Source organism: Bradyrhizobium sp. HKCCYLRH1030 (assembly GCF_051168395.1).
Taxonomy (GTDB): Bacteria; Pseudomonadota; Alphaproteobacteria; order Rhizobiales; family Xanthobacteraceae; genus Bradyrhizobium.
Genome location: NZ_JBNPUY010000002.1, coordinates 285,278 through 307,917 on the forward strand (window position 1 = coordinate 285,278; position 22,640 = coordinate 307,917).

Genomic DNA, 22,640 nt, shown 5'->3' on the forward strand with positions numbered 1-22,640 from the left:
ATATTCCGAATCGCTACTTGATCGGCGCGCGCGGCAGCACGGTGTCGCCGATCTCCAACCGGTAGACGTGATCGAGCGAATACCAGGGCGTGGTGACGTCGGCGTCCGTCGGATGCGGCTCGTCGTGGCGGACGAAATTGCCGAGCAGCGCCTTCGTGACGCCGAACTGCACGTCGCTGTCGATGTGCGGGTCGTTGGGGTCGTAGACCTGCGAGATCAGGACCTTGAATCCCGGCTTGACGATCAGCGCATGCAGATGCGCCGGGCGATAGGGATGGCGGCCCTGCGCCTTCAGCAGGCGGCCGACGACCCCGTCGGTCGGGATGGGATAGCCGACCATCATCACCGAGCGAAACCAGAAGCGGCCATCGGCATCGGTCACGAGCTTGCCGCGCAGGTTCATGTCGGCCTGATCGGGATCCTGGTTCTCGTAGTAGCCGACCGGCGAGGCGTGCCAGACGTCGACCTCGGCGCCGGCGACCGGCGCGCCGTTCGGATCGACCACGCGACCGTGCACGAACAGCGCCGGGCCGGGCGTCGCCGAGCGCACGATCGAGCCGCCGTTATCAGTGCGCGGCGAGTTCAACCGCCAGAACGGGCCGAGCAGCGACTGCGCGGTCTCGGTGTTGCCGCCATCGCCATTGTTGAGCAGGCAGACCAGCGGCGAGACGCCGAGCGAGCCGGCCATCAGCACGACTTCGTTGTGGCTGTCGTTGGTGCGCTGACCGAGTTCGGCGATGATGGCGGCGGCTTCGCGAAATTCGACCTCGGTAAGCCTGACATCGCGGACGAAGCCGTGCAGGTGCTTGATCAGCGACACCATGATCTCGCGCAGCCGCGGGTTCTCGGTGCGCTCCATCACCGCCAGCACCGCCGGCGTGACGTCCTGTTCGCGGGAGATGGTCATCGTCAGGACTCCGTCATTCCGGGGGCGACGCGCCAGCGTCGAACCCGGAATCTCGATATTGCAGGACTCATCTCCAGATTCCGGGTTCAGCCCTGCGGGCTGCCCGGAATGACGAAGCGCTCAGCGCGTCGTCAGTTGATCGTCTCGATCGCCAGCGCGACGCCCTGGCCGACGCCGACGCACATCGTGGCGAGCGCACGCTTGCCGCCGCGGACCTCGAGGCCGTGCACCGCGGTCATCGCGATGCGCGCGCCGCTCATGCCGAGCGGATGACCGAGCGCGATGGCGCCGCCATGCGGGTTGACGAAATCGGCGTCCTCGGCGACGCCGAGCTGGCGCAGGCAGGCGATGCCCTGGGACGCGAACGCCTCGTTCAGCTCGATCAGGTCGAAATCGGTGATCTTGAGGCCGAGCCGCTCCATCAGCTTGCGCACCGCCGGCACCGGGCCGATGCCCATGATGCGGGGCGGCACGCCGGCCGAGGCGAGGCCGAGAACGCGCGCGCGCGGCGTGAGGCCGTGCTTCTTCACGGCGGCTTCGGAAGCGAGGATCATGGCGGCGGCGCCGTCATTGACGCCCGACGCATTGCCGGCGGTGACCGTGCCCGGATTGCGCACGATCGGCTTCAGTTTGGCCAGACCTTCGAGCGTGGTCTCGGGGCGCGGATGCTCGTCCTTGTCCACCGTCACAGGGCCGGCCTTGCCGCCGGGCACCATGACCGGCGTGATCTCGGCGGCGAAATAGCCCGAGGCGATGGCCTTTCCGGCGCGCTGCTGGGAGCGGATCGCGAACGCGTCCTGGTCGGCGCGCGAGACCTGGAATTCCTCGGCGACGTTCTCGCCGGTCTCCGGCATCGAATCGACGCCATACTGCTGCTTCATCAGCGGATTGATGAAGCGCCAGCCGATCGTGGTGTCGAAGATCTCGGCCGAGCGCGAGAACGCCTCCGTCGCCTTGCCCTGCACGAACGGCGCGCGCGTCATGGATTCGACGCCGCCCGCGATCGCGAGATCGACCTCGCCGGCGCGGATCGCACGTCCCGCCGCGCCGACCGCGTCGAGACCGGAGGCGCAGAGACGGTTCAAGGTCTGGCCCGGAATTGAATCCGGCAGGCCCGCGAGCAGCAGCGCCATGCGCGCGACGTTGCGGTTGTCCTCGCCGGCCTGGTTGGCGCAGCCGAAGAACACCTCGTCGACGGCAGCCCAGTCGAGATTGGGATGCTTCGCCTTGAGCGCCTTGAGCGGGGTGGCCGCGAGATCGTCGGTGCGCACCTTGGCCAGCGCGCCGCCGAACCGGCCGATCGGAGTCCGCACCGCATCACAAATGAACACGTCTCGCATCGCTCTCTCCCGAACTTTCGTGTTTCTGGTCAGAATTGACGGCGGTTTTAGGAGTGCGATCGGGGCAGGTCAAATGACGGGAGCGCGGGGTGGCATGCGCGGCGCTGTCGTATGCGACGCTATCTCAACGCGAGCGGTGCGCCCCCTCCCCCGCTTGCGGGGGAGGGTTGGGGTGGGGGCCGCCCCAAGCGAGAATCCCCGTGAGGAGAGACTTCCCCCACCCGTATCGCATCTTCGATGCGATACGATCTCCCCCGCAAGCGGGGGAGATGCAACAGCAGGCACCGCTCATCGTGGAAAACCGGGACATCGCCTGCAAAGCGGTAGGACCGTCCGGGCAAATTGGCTAGTTTCCGCGCCATGACGATCCAGCAGCCGATCTCCGCCCCGGTTCCGCAAGAATCAATGCCTGCGGCCGCGCCCGCCGAGGCGCCGGCCAAGCTCACGCCGATGATGGAGCAGTATCTCGACATCAAGGCAGCGCATCCGGGGCTGATGCTGTTCTACCGGATGGGCGACTTCTACGAGCTGTTCTTCGAGGATGCGGAAGCCGCCTCGAAAGCGCTCGGCATCGTGCTGACCAAGCGCGGCAAGCACCTGGGCCAGGACATCCCGATGTGCGGCGTGCCGGTGGAGCGCTCCGAGGACTATCTGCATCGCTTGATCGCGCAAGGCATCCGCGTCGCCGTCTGCGAGCAGATGGAGGATCCGGCGGCGGCGCGGGCGCGCGGCAACAAGAGCGTGGTCAAGCGCGGCGTGGTGCGCGTGGTCACGCCGGGCACGCTGACGGAAGACAATCTGCTCGATGCGCGCGCCAACAACTATCTGCTGTCGATCGCGCGCAGCCGCGGCTCCTCCGGCGGCGACCGGCTCGGGCTTGCCTGGATCGATATCTCGACGTCGGACTTCATCGTCACCGAATGCGCGTTCGCCGAGCTGACGGCGACCTTGGCACGGATCAATCCCAACGAAGTCATCGTCTCCGACGCGCTGTACTCGGACGAAGCGTTCGAGCCGGTGCTGCGCGAGCTCGCCGCGGTGACGCCGCTCACGCGCGACGTGTTCGACGGGGCCACCGCCGAACGGCGGCTGTGCGACTATTTCGCGGTCGCCACCATGGACGGCCTCGCGGTGCTGTCGCGTTTGGAAGCGACCGCGGCGGCCGCCTGCGTCACCTATGTCGAACGTACGCAAGTGGGGCAGCGCCCGCCGCTGGCGCCGCCGGCGCGCGAGGCGACCGGCAGCACGATGGCGATCGATCCGGCGACGCGCGCCAACCTCGAACTGACGCGCACGCTCGCCGGCGAGCGCCGCGGCTCGCTGCTCGACGCGATCGACTGCACGGTGACCTCGGCCGGCTCGCGCCTGCTGGCGCAGCGGCTCGCCGCGCCGCTGACGGAGCCGGTGCAGATCGGCCGGCGGCTGGATGCCGTCAACGTCTTCGTCGCCGACAGCGCCGCGCGCGAGGACATCCGCTCCATCCTGCGCGGCGCGCCCGACATGACCCGTGCTATGGCGCGGCTGTCCGTCGGCCGCGGCGGTCCGCGCGATCTCGCCGCTCTGCGCGACGGTATCGTTGCGGCCGACCAGGCGCTGGCGCGGCTGTCGGCGCTCGACCAGCCGCCGCAGGAGATCGCCTCGGTGATGGCCGCGCTGGCGCGGCCGGCGCGCGCGCTGGCCGAGGAGTTCGCCCGCGCGCTTGACGAGCAGCTGCCGCTGATCAAGCGCGACGGCGGCTTCGTCCGATCCGGCTACGACGCGACGCTCGACGAGACCCGCAATCTGCGCGACGCCTCGCGCCTCGTCGTCGCCTCGATGCAGGCGCGCTACGCCGACCAGACCGGCGTCAAGGCCCTGAAGATCCGGCACAACAATGTGCTCGGCTATTTCGTCGAGGTCACCGCGCAGCACGGCGACAAGCTGATGTCGGCGCCGTTGAACGCGACCTTCATCCACCGCCAGACGCTGGCGGGCCAGGTGCGCTTCACGACATCAGAGCTCGGCGAGATCGAGGCCAAGATTGCGAATGCCGGCGAGCGCGCGCTCAATCTCGAGCTCGAGATCTTCGACCGGCTGTGCGCACAGGCGCTCGCGATCGGCGACGATCTGCGCGCCGCCGCGCACGGCTTCGCGATGCTCGATGTCGCGACCGCGCTGGCGAAGCTCGCGGTCGACGACAATTATGTGCGCCCGGAGGTCGACGACTCGCTCGGCTTCGCCATCGAGGGCGGCCGTCATCCGGTGGTGGAGCAGGCGCTGAAGCGTGAGGGGCAGCCGTTCATCGCCAATTCCTGCGACCTGTCGCCGACGCCGGGGCACAAGAGCGGTCAGCTCTGGCTGCTCACCGGCCCGAACATGGCGGGCAAGTCCACCTTCCTGCGCCAGAACGCGCTGATTGCGCTGCTGGCGCAGATCGGCTCGTTCGTGCCGGCGAGCCGGGCCCGCATCGGCATCGTCGACCGGCTGTTCTCGCGCGTTGGCGCCGCCGACGATCTGGCGCGCGGGCGCTCGACCTTCATGGTCGAGATGGTCGAGACCGCGGCGATCCTCAACCAGGCCGGCGAGCGCGCGCTGGTGATCCTCGACGAGATCGGGCGCGGCACCGCGACCTTCGACGGCCTCTCCATCGCCTGGGCCGCGATCGAGCATCTGCACGAGAGCAACCGCTGCCGCACGCTGTTCGCGACGCATTACCATGAGCTGACAGCCCTCGCTGCCAAGCTACCACGGCTGTTCAACGCCACGGTGCGGGTCAAGGAATGGCAGGGCGACGTCGTGTTCCTGCACGAGGTGCTGCCCGGCTCCGCCGACCGCTCCTACGGCATCCAGGTGGCGAAGCTCGCGGGCCTGCCGCCGGCCGTGATCAGCCGCGCCAAATCGGTGCTGGCGAAACTGGAGGCCGCCGACCGCGGCCAGAACGCCCGCGCGCTGGTCGATGATCTGCCGCTGTTCGCGGTGCCCTCGCGCGCCGCAGCCGAGCCTGCGATGTCGAAGGAGGCGGAAGAGCTGATCGCCGCCGTGAAAGCGCTGCATCCGGACGAGATGACGCCGCGCGAGGCGATGGACGCGCTGTATGCGCTGAAGGCGAAATTGCCGAAGTCATAGCTGGCCGTCATTCCGGGGCGCGCAAAGCGCGAGCCCGGAATGACACCGAGTGTGGCGAGGTCAATCGATCAACAACCTCCGTCATTGCGAGGCGCCTTTGCGCCGAAGCAATCCAGAGTCCCGCCCGCAGCCCTGGATTGCTTCGCTTCGCTCGCAATGACGTGGAGCGACCTATCGGACCGCAGCGACCTTCCGTCGCCCCAGCCACCATAGTCCGAGATTCCAGCCGACGCAGGTCGCCAGCGCACCACTCAGGCCGGCGACGGCGCCCAGATGCAGGCTGCCGAGATGCAGCACGACCACCGCGAGCGAGAAGCCGATCAGGCCGTAGGCGCCGTTGGCCAGCACGGCCGCCGTCGCGGGCCCGCCGATGCGCGGCTGCAGGATCAGCATCATCGAGGTGAAGACGATCGGAAAAAGCGCCAGGATGCCGGAGACGCTGGGGCCGGCCCAGCCGGACACCGAGGTGACGGTGGCGACGAGCGTTGCCACCAGCGAAGCGCGCAGCGGCACGTCGTACCAGCGCCGCGTGATCAGCGGCATCTTGGCATGGCGATAGCGCTGCAACAACGGCAGGCAGATCGCGAAAGTGACGATGTTGGCGACGATGCCCATCAAGAGCGTCCATTGCACGCTCTTGATCAGCGCGGCGAGACCGAGCCACACCGCCACCGCGGTGGCGCTTGCCACCAGCACGCTGCGGCGCTGCGCCAGCACGGCATAGGCAAGGCTGAGGAAGATCGTCGCGGCATTGATCGGCAGGCTGGTCAGCGCGCCCTGCGCGATGAAGGCGGCATCGTGATCCAGCGCCAGGAACACGTAGGTCGGACCCGCCGAGATCGGCAGCGTCGCGACCAGCGCGCCGATCACGGGCCCGGTGCGCTCGGCGATCATCGACGCCGACACCACGAACGACGCCGCGATCGCCATGCGCAGAGCCAGCAGCAGCAGGAAGGAGGGATCGAGGGACATCAGTTCATGCTGCGCAGGCGGTGGGCTCCCTCCCCGCCTGCGGGGGAGGGCTGGGGTGGGGGCGCGGCTCGGGTGGCGATGATGGGGTGTGCCGTGTGGAGAGAAGTCCCCCACCCGCCTCGGCGATGCGAGGCGACCTCCCCCGCAGGCGGGGGAGGCGCAGACCGAGCGAGCCTCAACAGCTTGTCTCCTCAGAGGCAGCGCCGCCGCGCACTACACCCGCTTCAAGCTGACAGACACCTTCGGGCCGTTCTTGATGGTCTGATAGACCACGCAATAGCGCTCGGTGAGCTTGAGCAGGAGGTCGAGCTTGTCCTGCGGCGCGTCGGTGTCGACCTCGAAGCGCAGACGGATTTCCTGGAAGCCGACCGGCGCCTCCTTGTCGACGCCGAGCGTGCCGCGGAAATCGAGATCGCCTTCGGCGAACACGTGGCCGCTCTTGAGCGGCACCTCGACTGCGGTCGCGACCGATTTCAAGGTGACGCCGGCGCAGGCCACCAGAGCCTCCAGCAACATGTCGCCGGAACACAGCTCGAGCCCCGAGCCGCCGGTCCCCGGATGCAGGCCGGCCACCGCCATCGCGCGCCCGGTCTCGAGCTTGCAGGTCAGCCCCTCCTGCCCGACCTCGCCCTTGGCCTTCAAGGTGATCACGGCGGCGGACGGGTCGGCCTTGTAGCGTTCCTTGATCGGCGCCTGCATGGCGCGCAGCTCGGCAGCATCCATTTGTCGTTCTCTCCCGGATTTATTTCAGACGAGATGTACCGGGCCGGGCCGCCAAAGTCACCACCACAGGCCGCCGCCGGGCTCACGCCTGCCCTGCGTGTCCGGCATCGTCCGGTCGAGCGAGCGGTCCAGCGCGGTCAAGACATGCCGCTTGAACTGCTCGAACAAGGGCGCGTTGCGGTCGCGCGGCCGCGACAGATTGATGGTGATCTCCTCGAACAGCCGGCCCGGATGCGGCCGCATCACCAGCACGCGGTCGGCCAGCACCACGGCCTCCTCGACGTCGTGGGTCACGAGCACCAGCGTCGGGCGCGTATCGGCCCAGAGATCGAGCAGATGATCCTGCAGATCCTTGCGGGTGAAGGCATCGAGCGCAGAGAACGGCTCGTCGAGCAGGAGCACCTCCGGCTGCGCCACCAATGCGCGGGCGATCGCGACGCGTTGCGCCTGGCCGCCGGACAGTTCGCGCGGCCAGACCTTGGCCTTGTCGGCGAGGCCCACACGTTGCAGCGCGCGGGCGACACGGTCGCGACGCTCGGCTGCCGGCAGCTCGGACAGGCCGAAGCCAATGTTGTCGGCGACCGTGAGCCACGGCAGCAGCCGCGGCTCCTGGAAGATGATGCCGACCTTGGGATGCGGCGCAATGATCGCCTCGCCGTCGAGCGTCACGGCGCCGGCGCTGGCGCGGTCGAGCCCGGCGATGGTGCGCAACAACGTCGACTTGCCGCAGCCGGAGCCGCCGATGATGGCGATGATCTCGCCGAGCTGGATCCCGGCCGAGAACCGCTCCAGCGCGTGGACACCGTTGGGATAGACCTTGGTGACGGATGCGAGCTGCAGCATCAGGCCGCCCCGCTCTGGCGCGCGAAACTGTCCTGCCAGCGCAACAGCGGCGCGGTTGATATCTCCAGGAGCCAGTCGGTGACCTTGCCGATGATCGCGAAGATGACGATGGCCGCCACGATCTGCGCCGGCTTGCCGAGCTGCTGGCCGTCGATCAGGAGGTAGCCGAGCCCTTCGGAGGCGCCCATGAACTCGGCGGCAACGACGAACATCCACCCCAGGCCGAGGCCGACGCGCAGCGCCACCACATAGGCCGGCAGCACCGCCGGCAGCAGGATGCGGCGGATCATGGCCGGTCCGGACAGGCGGAAAACGCGGCCGACCTCGACGATCTTGCGGTCGACCGAAAGAATGGCACCGGTCAGGCCGAGATAGACCGGGAAGAACACGCCGACTGCGATCAGCGCCACCTTGGAGGTCTCGAAGATGCCGAGCCACAGAATGAACAACGGCACCCAGGCGATCGACGGAATCGCACGCAGCGCCTGGATCGTCGGATCGACCAGCCGGCGCGCGAAACCCCAATAGCCGCAGATGCCGCCGAGCAGCGTGCCGGCGGCGACGCCGAGGCCGAAGCCGATGCCGACGCGGGTCAAGGTCATCGTGATGTGGCGGGAGAGTTCGCCGGAGCGGGCGAGCTCGGCGATGGTGGTGAAGACCTTCGAGGGCGGCGGCACCAGCCGGCCGTTGGACCAGCCGGCCCGGACGGCAAGCTCCCAGGCGAGTGCGAGCGATAGCGGCAGCAGCAGGCCCACCAGCGGCCGCGCGAAGCGTGCGAGCCGCGGCGTGGTAGCGGTCTGGGATGTCGGGGCGGCCGAAGCGGGTGCCTGCAATTCGACGGTCATGGTCATAGTGAGAACAGTGTCTCGCGCGGGAATGCAAGGCGTGGCGTTGGCGGATAGTCGTGGTGGCCGATCAGCATGGTGACCAAGGACGGCGCCCAGCAATCGCTGTCGTCCCGGCCTTGGGCCGGGACCCATACTCCGCGGCCGTCGTATTGAAGCGAGATGCCGCTCCAGCTTTGCCTCACAACAGGCGTCACAGATTATGGGTCCCGGATCTGCGCCCGCCAACGCTATCGCGTTGGCGAGCTTGTCCGGGACGACACCGGTTTTTGATCGCCGGCTCTTGGCATAGGCGATTTGGCGCAGCGGCCTATTGCCCGAGCCGCGCAAGTCCTAATTCGTCGGCAACGGGACCTGGTCGTCGATCAGGGCGTCCAGCGTGGCCTTCACATCCACCTTGGCATCGACGACACCGGCCTGCTGCAGCGCCAGGCCCGCAGCCAGAATCGACTCGCGCTGGGGTGCGCCGATGCGGCTATGGGTCAGCTCGGTGCGCTCCTTGAGCTGCTTGTCGACCACCGTCTCAGGCAGCTTCGTGACGGCGATGAAGGTCTTCTTGAGGTCGTCGTAGTTGGCCAGCGCGTCCTTGCGCGCGACCTCGTAGGTGGCGAGCACGCGGCGGACGATCTCCGGATTATCCTTCAGGAACTGCTCGCGCACGTTCAGGATGCCCCAGGTGTTGGCGTCGGCCTTGCGGTAGAACAGCCTGGCGCCCTCCTCGACCTCGGCCTGCGCCATCATCGGATCGAGCCCGGCCCAGGCGTCGACGTCGCCGCGGATCAGCGCCGCCTTGCCGTCGGCGTGCTGCAGCAATACCGGCGTGATGTCCTTGTCGGTGAGGCCCGCCGACAGCAGCGCGCGCACCAGGAAGATGTGCGGATCGGTGCCGCGGGTCACCGCGACCCGCTTGCCCTTGAGGTCGGCCACGGAGGCAATCTTGGAATCCTTGCCCGTGACCAGCGCGGTCCATTCGGGCCGCGAATAGACGTAGACCGACTTGATCGGGTTGCCGTTGATCCGGGCGACCAGCGCGGCGGAGCCGGCGGTCGAGCCGAAATCGAGCGAGCCGGCGTTGAGGAATTCGAGCGCCTTGTTGGAGCCGGCCGATTGCACCCAGACGATGCTGATGCCGTCCTTGGCGAACTCCTTCTCCAGAAGTCCTTTCTGCTTCAGCACCAGCGACACCGGATTGTAGGTCGCCCAATCCAAGCGGATCTCCTTCACCGGCTCGGCTGCGCGTGCAGCGCCGCATCCCAGTAGAACCACGGCCGCAACCGCAGCAAATCCGCGCCTCGACAATCCACCCATCGTCACCCCTCCAACCCTCAAGAAACATTGCTGTTGTTTCAATGAGTTATGCCAGGGGCGCGCGAGAATTGCTTTTCCTTTCGACGGCGCCGTTCAGAACGATCATCATCCCGTGAGCACCGATGACAGCATGGATCGATTGTTGCATTGGAAGTTTCGTGACAGCACAGGCCTTGTTCGATATCCGGTTGCATCCATGGACAGCGTCGCCCCCCATTCCCACCCTGATAGCCTTTCCGATTTCGACAGCGCCGGCATCGCGGCTGCGGTCGACGCGTTGGCCGCGCAGCATTCGGGACGCGAGGACATGTTCCGCGCCGCCGTGGTGCAATTCCTCAAGGCCGAGCTGGTCAAGGCGCGCGCGGCGGCCCAGGCGCAACTGTTGAAGGACCGCCACGGCCGGCGCTGCGCCGAGCAGCTCTGCTTCGTGCAGGACGAGATCATTCGCATCCTCTACGCCGCCGCCACCCAGCACCTCTATCGCTCGCAGGTGCCGAGCGGCGCCGAGCGCATGGCGGTGGTCGCCACCGGCGGCTATGGCCGCGGCCTGATGGCGCCGGAGTCCGACATCGATCTCCTGTTCATCCTGCCCTACAAGCAGACCGCCTGGGGCGAGCAGGTCGCCGAAGCCATTCTGTACTCGCTGTGGGACATGGGATTGAAGGTCGGCCACGCGACCCGCTCGGTCGACGAGTCGATCCGCCAAGCGCGCGGCGACATGACCATCCGCACCGCCATCCTGGAGACGCGCTATCTCGCGGGCGACCGGCCGCTCTATGACGAGCTGGTCGCGCGCTTCGACAGCGAGGTCGTGCAGGGCACCGCAGCCGAGTTCGTCGCCGCCAAGCTCGCCGAGCGCGAGGAGCGGCACCGCCGCGGCGGCCAGTCGCGCTATCTGGTCGAGCCCAACGTCAAGGACGGCAAGGGCGGCCTGCGCGACCTGCACACGCTGTTCTGGATCGCCAAATACGTCTACCGCGTGCGCGAGACCGCCGAATTGGTCGAGCGCGGCGTGTTCGACGCGCATGAATACCGCACCTTCCGGCGCTGCGCGGACTTCCTGTGGTCGGTGCGCTGCAACCTGCATTTCGTCAGCGGCCGTCCGGAAGAACGGCTGTCGTTCGACCTGCAGCGCGAGATCGCGGTGCGGCTGGGCTACACCAGCCATCCCGGCATGCAGGATGTCGAGCGCTTCATGAAGCACTACTTCCTGGTCGCCAAGGAGGTCGGCAATCTCACCGCCATCCTGTGCGCCAAGCTCGAGGACCAGCAGGCCAAGCCGGCGCCGGTGCTGAGCCGGATGATCTCGCGCCTGACCACCGGCGCCACCTGGCGGCGCGTGCCGGAGAGCGACGACTTCATCGTCGACAACAACCGCATCAACCTCGCCGCGCCCGACGTCTTCAAGCACGATCCGGTCAATCTGATCCGCATCTTCCGGCTGGCGCAGAAGCACAACCTCGCCTTCCATCCCGACGCGATGCGCGCGGTCACGCGCTCCTTGAACCTGATCAACACCGAGCTGCGCGACGATCCCGAGGCCAACCGGCTGTTCATGGAGATCCTGACCTCCAACGATGCCGAGGTCGTGCTCCGGCGGATGAACGAGACCGGCGTGCTCGGCCACTTCATTCGCGCCTTCGGCCGCATCGTCTCGATGATGCAGTTCAACATGTATCATCACTACACGGTCGACGAGCACCTGATCCGCTGCATCGGGTTCCTGCAGGAGATCGAGCGCGGCGGCATCGACGAGTTCACCCTGGCCTCCGACCTGATGCGCAAGATCCGGCCCGAGCACCGCGCTGTCATCTACATCACCGTGCTGCTGCACGACGTCGCCAAGGGGCGGCCCGAGGACCATTCCATCGCCGGCGCCAAGATCGCGCGCCGGCTGTGCCCGCGGCTCGGCTTCAACAATGCCGACACCGAACTGGTCGCCTGGCTGATCGAGGAGCATCTGACGATGTCGACGGTGGCGCAGTCGCGCGACCTGTCGGACCGCAAGACGATCGAGAATTTTGCCGCCGTGGTGCAGTCCGTCGAGCAGATGAAGCTGCTGACCATCCTGACCACCGCCGACATCCGCGGAGTCGGCCCCGGCGTCTGGAACGGCTGGAAGGCGCAGCTCCTGCGTACGCTGTATTACGAGACCGAGCCGGTACTGACCGGCGGCTTCTCCGAGGTCAACCGCGCCAAGCGCATCACCGCGGCGCAGGCCGAATTCCGCAACGCCTTCACCGACTGGCCCGAGGACGAGCTCAACACCTATATCGGCCGGCACTATCCGGCCTACTGGCTCAAGGTCGAGCTGCCGCGCAAGATCCGCCATGCCCGCTTCGTGCGATCGAGCGAGGATGCCGGCCACAAGCTCGCGATCAACGTCGGCTTCGATCCGGCGCGCGGCGTGACCGAGCTGACGATCTTCGCGATGGACCATCCCTGGCTGCTGTCGATCATCGCCGGCGCCTGCGCCTCGGCCGGCGCCAACATCGTCGACGCCCAGATCTACACCACGACCGACGGCCGCGCGCTCGACACCATCGCGATCTCCCGCGAATATGAGCGCGACGAGGACGAAGGCCGCCGCGCGACGCGGATCGGCGAGACCATCGAGCAGGTGCTGGAGGGCAAGCTGCGGCTGCCCGACGCGGTGGCACGGCGGACCACGCGGGGCAAGCAGCACAAGGCATTCTCGGTCGAGCCGGAGGTCACCATCAACAATCAATGGTCGGAGCTCTACACCGTCATCGAGGTCTCCGGCCTCGATCGCCCCGGCCTGCTGTACGAGCTGACCACCGCGATTTCGAAGCTGAATCTCAACATCGCCTCGGCCCATGTCGCCACCTTCGGCGAACGCGCCCGCGACGTGTTCTACGTCACCGACCTCCTGGGCGCGCAGATCAACGCGCCGACCCGGCAGGCCGCGATCAAGAGCGCGCTGCTGCATCTGCTGGCGAACGACGACGCGGCCGCTCAACCGGCGGCATGAGCGACCATCGCGCGGCCCTGCGCCGCTCGGGAGCTCGATTTGAACGAGGGGACCGGCACCAGCGCCGGCCCACGCAGGCTTGGGGGAGCCGAACCATGGCATTGATTGCAGACATCGTCGTCGGGCTGATCGGCCTGCTGCACGTCTACATTCTGGTACTCGAGATGTTTCTCTGGACCAAACCGGCCGGCTTGAGGGCGTTCAACAACACGCCGGAGCGCGCGGAGCAGACCAAGGTGCTCGGCGCCAATCAGGGCCTCTACAACGGCTTCCTCGCCGCCGGCCTGTTCTGGGGCCTGGCGCACCCGACGCCGGCCTTCGCGTTCCAGATCAAGATCTTCTTCCTGCTCTGCGTGCTCGTCGCCGGGCTCTATGGCGCCGCCACCGCCAGCCGCAAGATCCTGTTCATCCAGAGCGTGCCGGCCACGATCGGCCTGGTGCTGGTTTGGCTCGCGGGCTGAGCCGGGCTGTATCTCCATCCTCTGTGTCGTCCCGGACAAGCCGTGACGCGCACAAGCGCGTCGCGGCGCCGATCCGGGGCCCATAATCCCAGGCTGCGTTTTGGGGCAGGATCGCCACTCCGAGCCGTAGCCACACGACGGCCTGTGGCCATGGATCCCGGCTCTGCGCCCGACGTCGCTGCGCGACGCCGGGCTTGGCCGGGACGACACCGAACTTGTTGAGCCAGTTGGGCTCATCATAGCGACATCGACGGAACCGCCGCACCCGTGCTCCCCTCGCCTTGCGTCCGCCCAGCCCTTCCTCCACACTCCCTCCCAGCGATGGCGCCCCGGTCGGGCAGACCAGCCGCATAACAAATCAGGAGGAACGATAGACCCCATGCGACAGGGATATTTCCGTCTTGCAGGGGCGGCCGCTTTGGCCGTCACCCTCTCCGTCACGTCAGCCTCGGCCCAGAAGAAGTACGACCCCGGCGCCTCCGACACCGAGATCAAGATCGGCCAGACCGTGCCATTCTCGGGTCCCGCCTCGGCCTATGCCTCGATCGGCAAGACCCAGGCCGCCTATTTCAACATGATCAACGAGCAGGGCGGCATCAACGGCCGCAAGATCAAGCTGATCCAGTATGACGACGCCTATTCGCCGCCCAAGGCCGTCGAGCAGGTCCGCAAGCTGGTCGAGGACGACGGAGTTCTGCTGACCTTCCAGATCATCGGCACGCCGTCCAACGCCGCGGTCCAGAAATACCTCAACGCCAAGAAGGTGCCGCAGTTGTTCGCCGCCACCGGCGCCACCAAGTTCACGGACCCCAAGAACTTCCCGTGGACCATGGGGTACAATCCCAACTACTTCACCGAGGGCCGCATCTACGGCCAGTATATTCTGAAGGAGCATCCCAACGCCAAGATCGGCGTGCTCTATCAGAATGACGATCTCGGCAAGGACTACCTGAACGGCATCAAGGCCGGCCTCGGCGACAAGGCGTCGACGATGATCGTGTCCGAAGCCTCCTATGAGGTTTCCGATCCGACCATCGACTCGCAGATCCTGAAGATCAAGTCGGCGGGAGCCGACCTGTTGTTCTCGGCCGCGACGCCGAAACAAGCCGCGCAGGCGATCAAGAAGCTCCATGAGCTCGATTGGCACCCCGTGCACATTGTCGACATCAACGCGACCTCGGTCGGCGCGGTCATGCAGCCTGCGGGCCTCGACGCTGCCAAGGGCGTCATCTCCGTCAACTACGGCAAGGATCCGCTCGACCCGCAGTGGAAGGACGATCCGGGCCTGAAGCGCTATTTCGATTTCATGGCCAAGTATTATCCCGAGGGTGACAAGAACTCGAACTTCAATACCTACGGCTATTCGACCGCGCAGCTCCTGGTCACCGTGCTGCAGATGTGCGGCGACAACCTGACGCACGAGAACGTCATGAAGCAGGCGGCGTCGCTGAAGGATGTAACCGGCGACTTCTCGCTACCGGGAATGAAGATCAACACCTCGCCGACCGACTATCGCGTCAACAAGCAACTGCAGATGATGAAGTTCAACGGCGAGCGCTGGGAGCTGTTCGGCCCGATCCTGGAGGACAAGGGCGCGGCGGGCTAGCTGCACTCGACGTCGTTCCAGGGCGTCGCGACAGCGACGAACCAACCTCGAGATTCCGGGTTCGATGCTGCGCTTCGCCCCGGAATGACGCGGTCAACATCGATGGTACGGGGCTGCGCGATGGCGCGGCCCCGTTCTGCATTGCGGCACGGGTTGCGCCCGTTCGCCGCTGCGTGCGCTCGCCGACGGTCATTCGACCGCATCGCGGGTGACGACGGCTGTTGCGGCAGGATCCGCCGTCGCGTCGAGGGAGTATCAGTCGTTGATGACGTCACCCAGGTCGCGTTGCTTGACGACGCGGTCGATCAAGCCCCACTGCAAGGCTTCGTCCGCGGTCATGAAGTGATCGCGATCCAGGGTGCGCTCGACGTCCTCATAGCTGCGCCCGCAATGCTCGGCGTAGAGCCTGATCATGCGGTGCTTGGTCTGCTCCATCTCCCTCGCGTGAATCAGGATGTCGGACGCCTGGCCCTGAAAGCCGCCGAGCGGCTGATGGACGTGAAGGCTTGCATTGGGCAGCGCCGTCCGCTCGCCCGGCTCTCCCGCCATCAGAAGAAACGAGCCCATCGAACGCGCCGTTCCCATGCAGAGCGTGTGCACCGGTGCTTTGACGAATTGCATCGTGTCATACATCGCCAGGCCGCTGGTGATCACGCCGCCGGGTGAATTGATGTAGAGATGGATCGGCCGCTTTGGGTTCTCCGCCTCGAGGAAAAGCAGTTGCGCGCAGACCAGGGCGGAGACCGTATCGTTGACCTCGCCGTTGAGGAAGACGATCCGCTCGCGCAGCAGCCGCGAATAGATGTCGAAGGATCGCTCTCCCCGGCTCGACTGCTCGATGACCATAGGGACGAGTTGCATCGTGTCGCGCATGCGCGAGCTCCCGGTTTCAGTGAGGTGTCGGTGACTTGGAGAATCAGGCCGCGCGCATCAGGCTGCGCCTGTTGCTGTTCGCCGCCGACGGCGTCCGCCGCATCAGCGTCGTGGCGACCAACCCGTGAATGATTCTGAGCCTGGTGCCGCCCTCGGCATTGGGCATGACCTGGAACGTCACGATGCTCTCCAGGAACGGCGGTTCGTGGTCGCGCATCCGGTAGCGGACTTCTTCGCCGGGCGTCGCGGAGATTGGCGCAGCATCGGCGAGGTCGCCGCGCGGCAGCCAGTTCTCGCGCAGCGCAGGAATGCTGATGGCACGCCAGACCTTCTCCGGCGGCGCGTCCAGTTCGTAGTCGAGCACCAGATCGTCGCTCTGCAGGTCAGCCTTGATATCGGTCATTGGTCCATGTCCTTCAGCACGGCCTTCAACGCATCGACCCGCGACGGCCAGTAGGCACGGTACTTCGCCAGCCAGCGCGCGATCTGCGCCAAGCCCTCCGGATCGACCTCATAGTTGACGAAGCGACCCTGCCGTTCTTCCCTCACCAATCCCGCGCTTCGGAGAACCGCGAGGTGCTGGGACATCGCCGGCTGGCTGATCGTCAGACCCTCGCGAAGCGCGCTGGCATTCATGCTGCCGTTCGCCAGCTTCTCGAAGATCGCGTATCGCGTCGGATCAGCCAGGGCCCTGAAGATGTCACTCTCGATCATGCCGACACATAAGCATAAACTTATGTGTCGTGCAAGCGGCAACGGAGGCTGAGAACGCGGATGTCTTCGAGCAGAGCGACGCGCCCGGGCGCTTCTGGATCAGCATTCGCTCTCACCCAGCCCACTGCCGCGCTCCCTCCCCCCTTGTGGGGGAGGAGGGTTCGGGAGGGAGTAGCCACGGAGACGGTCGCCCGGAGCGCCCCCTCTCCCTAGCCCTCCCCCACACAGGGGGAGGGAACGTACCTTTTGCTTGGCGACTGGGAACTACCAATCTTGCGGGTGTAGTCAGACTTACACCGCCGGCACCTCGCCAAAGTTCTTGCCCACCGGCAGCACGGCGTGGCGGATCAGGCGCGAGTCTTCGACCGCAGCCTGGCGGTGCTTCACCGCCTCGCGATAGACGGGATCCCTAATCATCTCGACGAACGCCTGCACGCTCGGATATTCCGCGATGAAGCAGCGATCCCAACGTTCGTCCTGCGGACCGATCAGCATCAGCTCGAAACGGCCCTGCCAGACGATGCGGCCGCCGACGCGTTCGAACACCGGGCCGCTCTCGCGGCCATAGGCGGCATAGGCTTCCGCGCCGCTGACCTTGCGTCCATCGGGATAGGCTGCCTCCCTGCGCAGCCGCACCAGGTTCAGCATGTGGATCGGCCCCGGGCGGTCGTTCTCCCGAAACTGCGCGAACACCTCCTTGGTGGGATCGATATGGCCCATGAACTCCCTCGCCTGTTGTTGTTTACCTTGGCTTAACCATAACGCGGCGTTAGCGGCGCGAAACTCCTAATCGCGCGTTAAGATCTTTCTAACTGCCCCTTAAACTCCGGACGTTACCGTGGTCGGACGGCGGGGTCGCGGGCTCGGGTTGCGTATGGCGCGGGGACGGAAACAGGGCGGCGGACGCAAGGAGCCGCGATTCGGTCTTGCGGCCGCGATGGCCGATCTGCGCCTCGACCCCAAGGATCGCATTCCCTCCGACGACACGCCCAAGAAGTCAGTTGCAAAGACTGCAAAGAAAAGGCCGGTCGAGCCCGACGACGAGGACGATGTGCCGGCGCGCGAGCCGAAGGCCTCGACACCAAAGCCAAAGCCGAGACGGGGCAAGTCGCGCTGGGGAATGTCGATCGGGCGCATGTTCTACTGGGCGCTGGTCTGCGGCCTGTGGGGCGTGATCGCGCTGGTCGGCGTCGTGATCTGGGCCGGCGCGCATCTGCCGCCGATCCAATCGCTGGAGATCCCCAAGCGGCCGCCGACGATCGAGATCGTGGGCTATGACGGCACCATGCTGGCGCAGCGTGGCGAGATGGCCGGCGCCAACGTCGCCCTGAAGGATCTGCCGCCCTATCTGCCGAAGGCGTTCATCGCCATCGAGGACCGCCGCTTCTACCAGCATTTCGGCATCGACCCGATCGGCATCGCCCGCGCCGTCGTCGCCAACATCCTGCATCGCGGCGTGTCGCAGGGCGGCTCGACCCTGACGCAGCAGCTCGCCAAGAACCTGTTCCTGACCCAGGAGCGCACGCTGGCGCGCAAGCTGCAGGAGGCGGAGCTGGCGCTGTGGCTGGAGCGCAAGTACTCCAAGCGCGAGATCCTCGAGCTGTATCTCAACCGGGTCTATTTCGGCTCGGGCGCCTACGGCGTCGAGGCCGCGGCGCAGCGCTATTTTGGCAAGTCGGCGCGGCAGGTGACGATCGGCGAAGCCGCGATGCTCGCAGGTCTCGTCAAGTCGCCGTCGCGGCTGGCGCCGAACCGCAACCCGGAGGGCGCGGCCAAGCGCGCCCAGACCGTGCTGGCGGCGATGGCGGAGGCCAAGTTCATCACCGAGGCCCAGGCGCAGGCCCAGATCGCGCATCCATCCGTCGCGGTGAAGCCGGCCGGCGCCGGCACCATCAACTACGTCGCCGACTGGATCGGCGAGGTGCTCGACGACCTCGTCGGCCAAGTCGAGGAGTCGATCGTGGTGGAGACCACGATCGATCCGAAGCTGCAGAGCGTGGCGGAAGCGGCCATCATCGACGAGCTCGCGGCGAAGAGCGTCAAGTTCAACGTCAGCCAGGGCGCGCTGGTGGCGATGACCCCCGACGGCGCCGTGCGCGCCATGGTCGGCGGCCGCAACTATGCCGACAGCCAGTTCAACCGCGCCGTAACCGCCAAACGCCAGCCCGGCTCGGCGTTCAAGCCGTTCGTCTATCTCACCGCGATCGAGCAGGGCCTGACGCCGGACACGGTCCGCCAGGACGCGCCGCTCGATCTGAAGGGCTGGAAGCCGGAGAACTACACCCGCGAATATTTCGGCCCGGTGACGCTGACCCAGGCGCTGGCGATGTCGCTCAACACGGTCGCGGTGCGCGTCGGCCTCGAGGTCGGACCGAAGAACGTGGTGCGGACCGCACACCGGCTCGGCATCGCCTCCAAGCTCGATCCCAACCCGTCGATCGCGCTCGGCACCTCCGAGGTGTCGATGATCGAGCTGGTCGGCGCCTACGCGCCGTTCTCCAATGGCGGCCTCACCGTCTCGCCGCATGTGGTGACGCGGATCAGGACGCTCGACGGCAAGCTGCTCTACATGCGCCAGACCGAGCAGCCGGTGCAGGTGATCGAGCCGCGCAACGCGGCGATGATGAATCAGATGATGCAGGAGACGCTGATCTCCGGCACCGCGAAGAAGGCGGAGATCCCGGGCTGGATCGCTGCCGGCAAGACCGGCACCAGCCAGGATTTCCGCGACGCCTGGTTCATCGGCTACACCGCGCATCTCGTCACCGGCGTCTGGCTCGGCAATGACGACAACTCGCCGACCAAGAAGGCGACCGGCGGCGGCCTGCCCGTCGAGGTCTGGACCCGCTTCATGCGATCAGCGCATCAGGGCGTGCCGGTCGCGGCGCTGCCGAACGCGCAGGGCTCGGGCCTGGTCCCGACCCTGGCGCAGATCGCCTCGCAGATCACGGCGCCATCCGCGCCGGCACCGAGCGCACGCTCGGCGCCGGCGAGCCGCGGCAACGCGCGGCCGGAAGCCGCCGCGGGCCTCGACGGCTGGCTGGTGGATCGATTGTTCGGTGGAAAGCGCTGAGCCGGCGAAGATGAGGTGAGAGGCGCATCCGCGAGGGGATGCGCCCTTCTCAGCTGGCGGCTGCGGCGATGGGACGCGCTGCCGGCTCGGCCGTTGCCGCGCCGGACGCTCGAGCCAGTTTGCGCCCGATCTGCCGCAGCATCAGGCTCGCCCGCAGCGCGCTGTAGTCCAGCAGCCAGCGGCTGAAGGCGCTGGCGGCCATCGGCCGCGCGAACAGGAAGCCCTGCATTGCATCGCAGCCGAGCTCGGCCAGCAGCTTGCGCTGCGGCTCGGTCTCGACACCTTCGGCGACCACCGCCACGTCGAGGCTCTGGCCGACGCGCACGACCGCGGTCACGATCGCCCGCGTGCCGCTGTCGTTCTCGAAATCGCGCATGAAGCTGCGATCGATCTTCAGCTCGTCGATCGGCAGCTGGGCCAGCCGGCTCAGGCTCGAATAGCCGGTGCCGAAATCGTCCAGCGACAGGCCGACGCCCATGTTGCGCAGCTCGTTCATGGTCGCGATCACGGTGGCGCGCTCGTTGAGGATGACGCCTTCGGTGATCTCCAGCATCAGCATCTTCGCCGGCAGGTCGTTGGCGGCCAGGATCTGCGCCACCATCGCCGCCAGGTTGACGTTCTGGAAGTTGATCGGCGACAGGTTCACCGAGATGCAGGGGATGTCGAGACCGGCGCGGCGCCACGACGCCATCTGCTGGCAGGCCAGCTTGATCGACCACACGCCGATCTGCTCGATCAGGCCGCATTCCTCGGCGAGCGGAATGAACTTGGCGGGCGAGACCTCGCCGAGCACCGGATCGTGCCAGCGCGCCAGCGCTTCCACGCCGTGGATCGCGCCGTCGCGGGTGCGGATCTGCGGCTGATAGTGCAGCGTCAGGGCCTCGCTGGCGATCGCCTCGCGCAGCGCGGTTGAATGCATCAGCCGTTCTTCGGCGAGCTTGTCGATGTCGGCGCTGAAGAAGCGGTAGGTCGCCCGGCCGCCGCGCTTGGCCTTGTACATCGCGGCGTCGGCCTGCTTGATCAGGGTCTCGATGTCCTTGGCATTATCAGGATAGAGGCTGAGCCCCATGCTCGCCGACATCGGCACTTGGCGCTTGCCGATCGTCAGCGGCATCGCCAGCGCGGCGGTGATGCGCGCCGCCGCGAGCGAGGCTTCCAGGGCATCGCGGTTCTGCAGCACGATCACGAACTCGTCGCCGCCGAGCCGGCCCAGCATGTCGCCGGGGCGGATCTGCGCTCGCAGGCGGTTGGCGAAGCCGACCAGGAACTCGTCGCCGGCGGCATGGCCCAGCGTGTCGTTGACGTCCTTGAAATTGTCGGCGTCGAGGAAGGCCACGGCGACGTGTCCGCCGTCCGGACACGCCTTGATGGCTTCGGCGATCAGCGACGGGATGCGGGCCCGGTTGGGCAGGCCCGTCAGCATGTCGTGATAGGCGACCTGTGAGATCGTCGAGCGGACCTCCTGGCGCTCGATGGCGAGCGCGCCGAGCTGGACGCAGGCGGCGACGATCTGCTCGTGCCAGGGACTGGGGCCGCGGCATTCACGGAAGTAGAAGGCAAAGGTGCCGATGACGCGGCCATCCTTACCCTTGATGGGCGACGACCAGCAGGCACGCAGGCCGGCGGCGAGCGGGCCGGCCTTGTAGGGTTGCCAACGCGGATCATTATCGATGTCGTGCGACAGCACCGGCTCGCAGAGATAGGCGGCGGTGCCGCAGGAGCCGACGTCCGGCCCGATCGCGACGCCGTCGAGGCTGGCCGAATAAGCGGGCGGCAGGCTGGGGCCGCCGAGCGGATGTACGTGCCCATCGGAATCGACGTGCAGGATCGAGCAGACGGCGTCCGGAGCGAGCTCTTCGACCCGGCGGCACAGCTGATCGGCGATGGTCGTGATCGAAACGTCGGACGCCAGCGACGCCATGATCAACTGCTGCAGCGAGCGCAACTGCTTGGTCTCCCGGATGTCCGTGAGCAGCCCGAACAGATATCTGACCTTGCCCCGCTTGGTCCGGTGCGCCTTGACATAGGCGGTCGTCCAGATCTCGCGGCCGTCCTTGTCGTAGACCAGCACGTCCTCTTCGATGCCACGGTCGTCCTCGAGGCATTGTCTCAGCCGGTCGACGATGGCGGGATCGGTGCAGGGGCCGATCAGCAGCTCCTCGGCGCGGCGCCCGATCGCCTGTTCAGGCGTGTAGCCGAACAGGCTGGCAAAGGCGGCGTTGGTGTAGAGGACGTTGAGATCGCGATCGGTGACGATGACGGCCCGGTTGGTCCGGTCGGCGACCGACGTCAGCAGCGCATTGCGCTCGCGCATGTCGACTTCGGTGGTCACGTCACGAATGAACAGCAGCGAACGGACCGGCTGATCCTCCCGGCCCGGCGGGAGCGCGCACAGCGACAGGCGGAGGCGGGTCCACCCGCCGTCGGCATGGCGCATCGTCATTTCGCGGGCGTCGGACTGGTCCGCCTCCTGCCGCGCGTCGGTCGTCTCGTCGCACGCGATCGCCGGGATCAGATCCGCGGGCAGACCCAGACTTTCGAGGTCGGCGCCGACCAGAGCGGCCGGCTCACGCCGCAGCAGCACCGACGCCGCCCGATTGGCGTGCTGGACGTGGCCCTGCGCGTCGAGAAAGAGAATCGCCTCGGAAACACCGTCGAGCGCGGCCGAGAGCAATTGTGTGGATGCGGCCGGTTGGAACTCGCTTGCAAGCATCGTTCGATTCGAGGCGCGCTGCACGTTTCGAGAGAAACGATCTGCGCTTTGGTTGCAGCGAACGACCCGGCAGCTCGCTGGGACGTCACCTTGGGTTTGATTGCGGTAAATCTGGCGAGCGCAGCGTTACGGCCACGTTAAAGCGCCGCCGAATTGGGCAATATC

At 66.9% G+C, this 22,640-nt stretch carries 17 protein-coding genes; 5 read left to right on the forward strand and 12 right to left on the reverse strand.

Annotation, left to right across the window (positions count from 1 at the left end):
- Positions 1 to 13 precede the first annotated feature (13 nt).
- Positions 14 to 907, reverse strand: coding sequence for a dioxygenase (locus ACQR1E_RS06705; RefSeq protein ID WP_434842287.1), 894 nt, complete (start codon positions 905 to 907; stop codon positions 14 to 16).
- A 131-nt stretch (positions 908 to 1,038) separates the two neighbouring features.
- On the reverse strand, positions 1,039 to 2,247 hold the full coding sequence (pcaF, locus tag ACQR1E_RS06710) for a 3-oxoadipyl-CoA thiolase (RefSeq protein ID WP_315751909.1): 1,209 nt from the start codon (positions 2,245 to 2,247) through the stop codon (positions 1,039 to 1,041).
- Between the two features lie 360 nt (positions 2,248 to 2,607).
- Between pcaF and mutS the strand changes: the two genes are divergently transcribed.
- A complete protein-coding gene (gene mutS / locus ACQR1E_RS06715) occupies positions 2,608 to 5,352 on the forward strand; it encodes a DNA mismatch repair protein MutS (protein ID WP_316200489.1) in 2,745 nt (914 codons plus the stop codon).
- Between the two features lie 171 nt (positions 5,353 to 5,523).
- Here mutS and ACQR1E_RS06720 read toward each other — a convergent pair whose 3' ends face one another.
- The 5 genes from ACQR1E_RS06720 to ACQR1E_RS06740 all read right to left on the reverse strand — a co-directional run bounded on the left by ACQR1E_RS06720 (position 5,524) and on the right by ACQR1E_RS06740 (position 10,043).
- Positions 5,524 to 6,324 carry a hypothetical protein gene (locus ACQR1E_RS06720; protein ID WP_434896839.1) on the reverse strand — a complete coding sequence of 267 codons (801 nt, stop codon included), beginning with the start codon at positions 6,322 to 6,324 and terminating at the stop codon, positions 5,524 to 5,526.
- A gap of 213 nt (positions 6,325 to 6,537) precedes the next feature.
- Entirely contained in the window at positions 6,538 to 7,047 is a 510-nt protein-coding gene (locus tag ACQR1E_RS06725) for an OsmC family protein (protein WP_315715155.1), read from the reverse strand.
- A 57-nt stretch (positions 7,048 to 7,104) separates the two neighbouring features.
- A complete protein-coding gene (locus ACQR1E_RS06730) occupies positions 7,105 to 7,890 on the reverse strand; it encodes an ABC transporter ATP-binding protein (protein WP_315825555.1) in 786 nt (261 codons plus the stop codon).
- Complete coding sequence (locus tag ACQR1E_RS06735; RefSeq protein ID WP_315825556.1) at positions 7,890 to 8,741, reverse strand: ABC transporter permease; 852 nt, start codon at positions 8,739 to 8,741, stop codon at positions 7,890 to 7,892. Before ACQR1E_RS06735 ends, ACQR1E_RS06730 begins: the two co-directional genes overlap by 1 nt.
- Before the next feature lie 327 nt (positions 8,742 to 9,068).
- Positions 9,069 to 10,043, reverse strand: coding sequence for an aliphatic sulfonate ABC transporter substrate-binding protein (locus tag ACQR1E_RS06740; protein WP_315715152.1), 975 nt, complete (start codon positions 10,041 to 10,043; stop codon positions 9,069 to 9,071).
- A 196-nt stretch (positions 10,044 to 10,239) separates the two neighbouring features.
- Here ACQR1E_RS06740 and ACQR1E_RS06745 point away from each other — a divergent pair, with 196 nt between their 5' ends.
- From ACQR1E_RS06745 to ACQR1E_RS06755, 3 genes are all read left to right on the forward strand, one after another.
- Positions 10,240 to 13,035, forward strand: coding sequence for a [protein-PII] uridylyltransferase (locus ACQR1E_RS06745; protein WP_315768051.1), 2,796 nt, complete (start codon positions 10,240 to 10,242; stop codon positions 13,033 to 13,035).
- A 95-nt stretch (positions 13,036 to 13,130) separates the two neighbouring features.
- On the forward strand, positions 13,131 to 13,496 hold the full coding sequence (locus tag ACQR1E_RS06750; RefSeq protein ID WP_315715150.1) for a DUF1304 domain-containing protein: 366 nt from the start codon (positions 13,131 to 13,133) through the stop codon (positions 13,494 to 13,496).
- A 379-nt stretch (positions 13,497 to 13,875) separates the two neighbouring features.
- The gene (locus tag ACQR1E_RS06755; protein ID WP_315715149.1) at positions 13,876 to 15,102 is read left to right on the forward strand and encodes an ABC transporter substrate-binding protein; all 1,227 of its coding nucleotides are present in this window, start codon (positions 13,876 to 13,878) and stop codon (positions 15,100 to 15,102) included.
- A gap of 255 nt (positions 15,103 to 15,357) precedes the next feature.
- Here the strand turns inward: ACQR1E_RS06755 and ACQR1E_RS06760 are convergent, their stop codons facing one another.
- From ACQR1E_RS06760 to ACQR1E_RS06775, 4 genes are all read right to left on the reverse strand, one after another.
- Positions 15,358 to 15,975 carry an ATP-dependent Clp protease proteolytic subunit gene (locus tag ACQR1E_RS06760; RefSeq protein ID WP_315715148.1) on the reverse strand — a complete coding sequence of 206 codons (618 nt, stop codon included), beginning with the start codon at positions 15,973 to 15,975 and terminating at the stop codon, positions 15,358 to 15,360.
- A 43-nt stretch (positions 15,976 to 16,018) separates the two neighbouring features.
- Positions 16,019 to 16,378 (reverse strand): SRPBCC family protein, encoded by a 360-nt coding sequence (locus ACQR1E_RS06765; RefSeq protein ID WP_315715147.1) that lies wholly within the window; start codon positions 16,376 to 16,378, stop codon positions 16,019 to 16,021.
- Complete coding sequence (locus ACQR1E_RS06770; RefSeq protein WP_315715146.1) at positions 16,375 to 16,689, reverse strand: ArsR/SmtB family transcription factor; 315 nt, start codon at positions 16,687 to 16,689, stop codon at positions 16,375 to 16,377. Before ACQR1E_RS06770 ends, ACQR1E_RS06765 begins: the two co-directional genes overlap by 4 nt.
- A 291-nt stretch (positions 16,690 to 16,980) precedes the next feature.
- Positions 16,981 to 17,409, reverse strand: a complete 429-nt coding sequence (locus tag ACQR1E_RS06775; RefSeq protein WP_434896840.1) for a DUF1330 domain-containing protein — start codon at positions 17,407 to 17,409, stop codon at positions 16,981 to 16,983.
- Positions 17,410 to 17,563: 154 nt separating this feature from the next.
- Between ACQR1E_RS06775 and ACQR1E_RS06780 the strand changes: the two genes are divergently transcribed.
- Entirely contained in the window at positions 17,564 to 19,762 is a 2,199-nt protein-coding gene (locus ACQR1E_RS06780; protein ID WP_316202423.1) for a transglycosylase domain-containing protein, read from the forward strand.
- Positions 19,763 to 19,811: 49 nt separating this feature from the next.
- Here the strand turns inward: ACQR1E_RS06780 and ACQR1E_RS06785 are convergent, their stop codons facing one another.
- On the reverse strand, positions 19,812 to 22,475 hold the full coding sequence (locus ACQR1E_RS06785) for an EAL domain-containing protein (protein WP_434896841.1): 2,664 nt from the start codon (positions 22,473 to 22,475) through the stop codon (positions 19,812 to 19,814).
- Positions 22,476 to 22,640 lie beyond the last annotated feature (165 nt).

Bases quoted from the DNA above. Each gene is read 5' to 3' on its own strand.
- ACQR1E_RS06705 (WP_434842287.1), bottom strand. From the start codon at position 907: ATGACCATCTCCCGCGAACAGGACGTCACGCCGGCGGTGCTGGCGGTG.
- pcaF (WP_315751909.1), bottom strand. From the start codon at position 2,247: ATGCGAGACGTGTTCATTTGTGATGCGGTGCGGACTCCGATCGGCCGG.
- mutS (WP_316200489.1), top strand. From the start codon at position 2,608: ATGACGATCCAGCAGCCGATCTCCGCCCCGGTTCCGCAAGAATCAATG.
- ACQR1E_RS06720 (WP_434896839.1), bottom strand. From the start codon at position 6,324: ATGTCCCTCGATCCCTCCTTCCTGCTGCTGCTGGCTCTGCGCATGGCG.
- ACQR1E_RS06725 (WP_315715155.1), bottom strand. From the start codon at position 7,047: ATGGATGCTGCCGAGCTGCGCGCCATGCAGGCGCCGATCAAGGAACGC.
- ACQR1E_RS06730 (WP_315825555.1), bottom strand. From the start codon at position 7,890: ATGCTGCAGCTCGCATCCGTCACCAAGGTCTATCCCAACGGTGTCCAC.
- ACQR1E_RS06735 (WP_315825556.1), bottom strand. From the start codon at position 8,741: ATGACCATGACCGTCGAATTGCAGGCACCCGCTTCGGCCGCCCCGACA.
- ACQR1E_RS06740 (WP_315715152.1), bottom strand. From the start codon at position 10,043: ATGGGTGGATTGTCGAGGCGCGGATTTGCTGCGGTTGCGGCCGTGGTT.
- ACQR1E_RS06745 (WP_315768051.1), top strand. From the start codon at position 10,240: ATGGACAGCGTCGCCCCCCATTCCCACCCTGATAGCCTTTCCGATTTC.
- ACQR1E_RS06750 (WP_315715150.1), top strand. From the start codon at position 13,131: ATGGCATTGATTGCAGACATCGTCGTCGGGCTGATCGGCCTGCTGCAC.
- ACQR1E_RS06755 (WP_315715149.1), top strand. From the start codon at position 13,876: ATGCGACAGGGATATTTCCGTCTTGCAGGGGCGGCCGCTTTGGCCGTC.
- ACQR1E_RS06760 (WP_315715148.1), bottom strand. From the start codon at position 15,975: ATGCGCGACACGATGCAACTCGTCCCTATGGTCATCGAGCAGTCGAGC.
- ACQR1E_RS06765 (WP_315715147.1), bottom strand. From the start codon at position 16,378: ATGACCGATATCAAGGCTGACCTGCAGAGCGACGATCTGGTGCTCGAC.
- ACQR1E_RS06770 (WP_315715146.1), bottom strand. From the start codon at position 16,689: ATGATCGAGAGTGACATCTTCAGGGCCCTGGCTGATCCGACGCGATAC.
- ACQR1E_RS06775 (WP_434896840.1), bottom strand. From the start codon at position 17,409: ATGGGCCATATCGATCCCACCAAGGAGGTGTTCGCGCAGTTTCGGGAG.
- ACQR1E_RS06780 (WP_316202423.1), top strand. From the start codon at position 17,564: ATGGCGCGGGGACGGAAACAGGGCGGCGGACGCAAGGAGCCGCGATTC.
- ACQR1E_RS06785 (WP_434896841.1), bottom strand. From the start codon at position 22,475: ATGCTTGCAAGCGAGTTCCAACCGGCCGCATCCACACAATTGCTCTCG.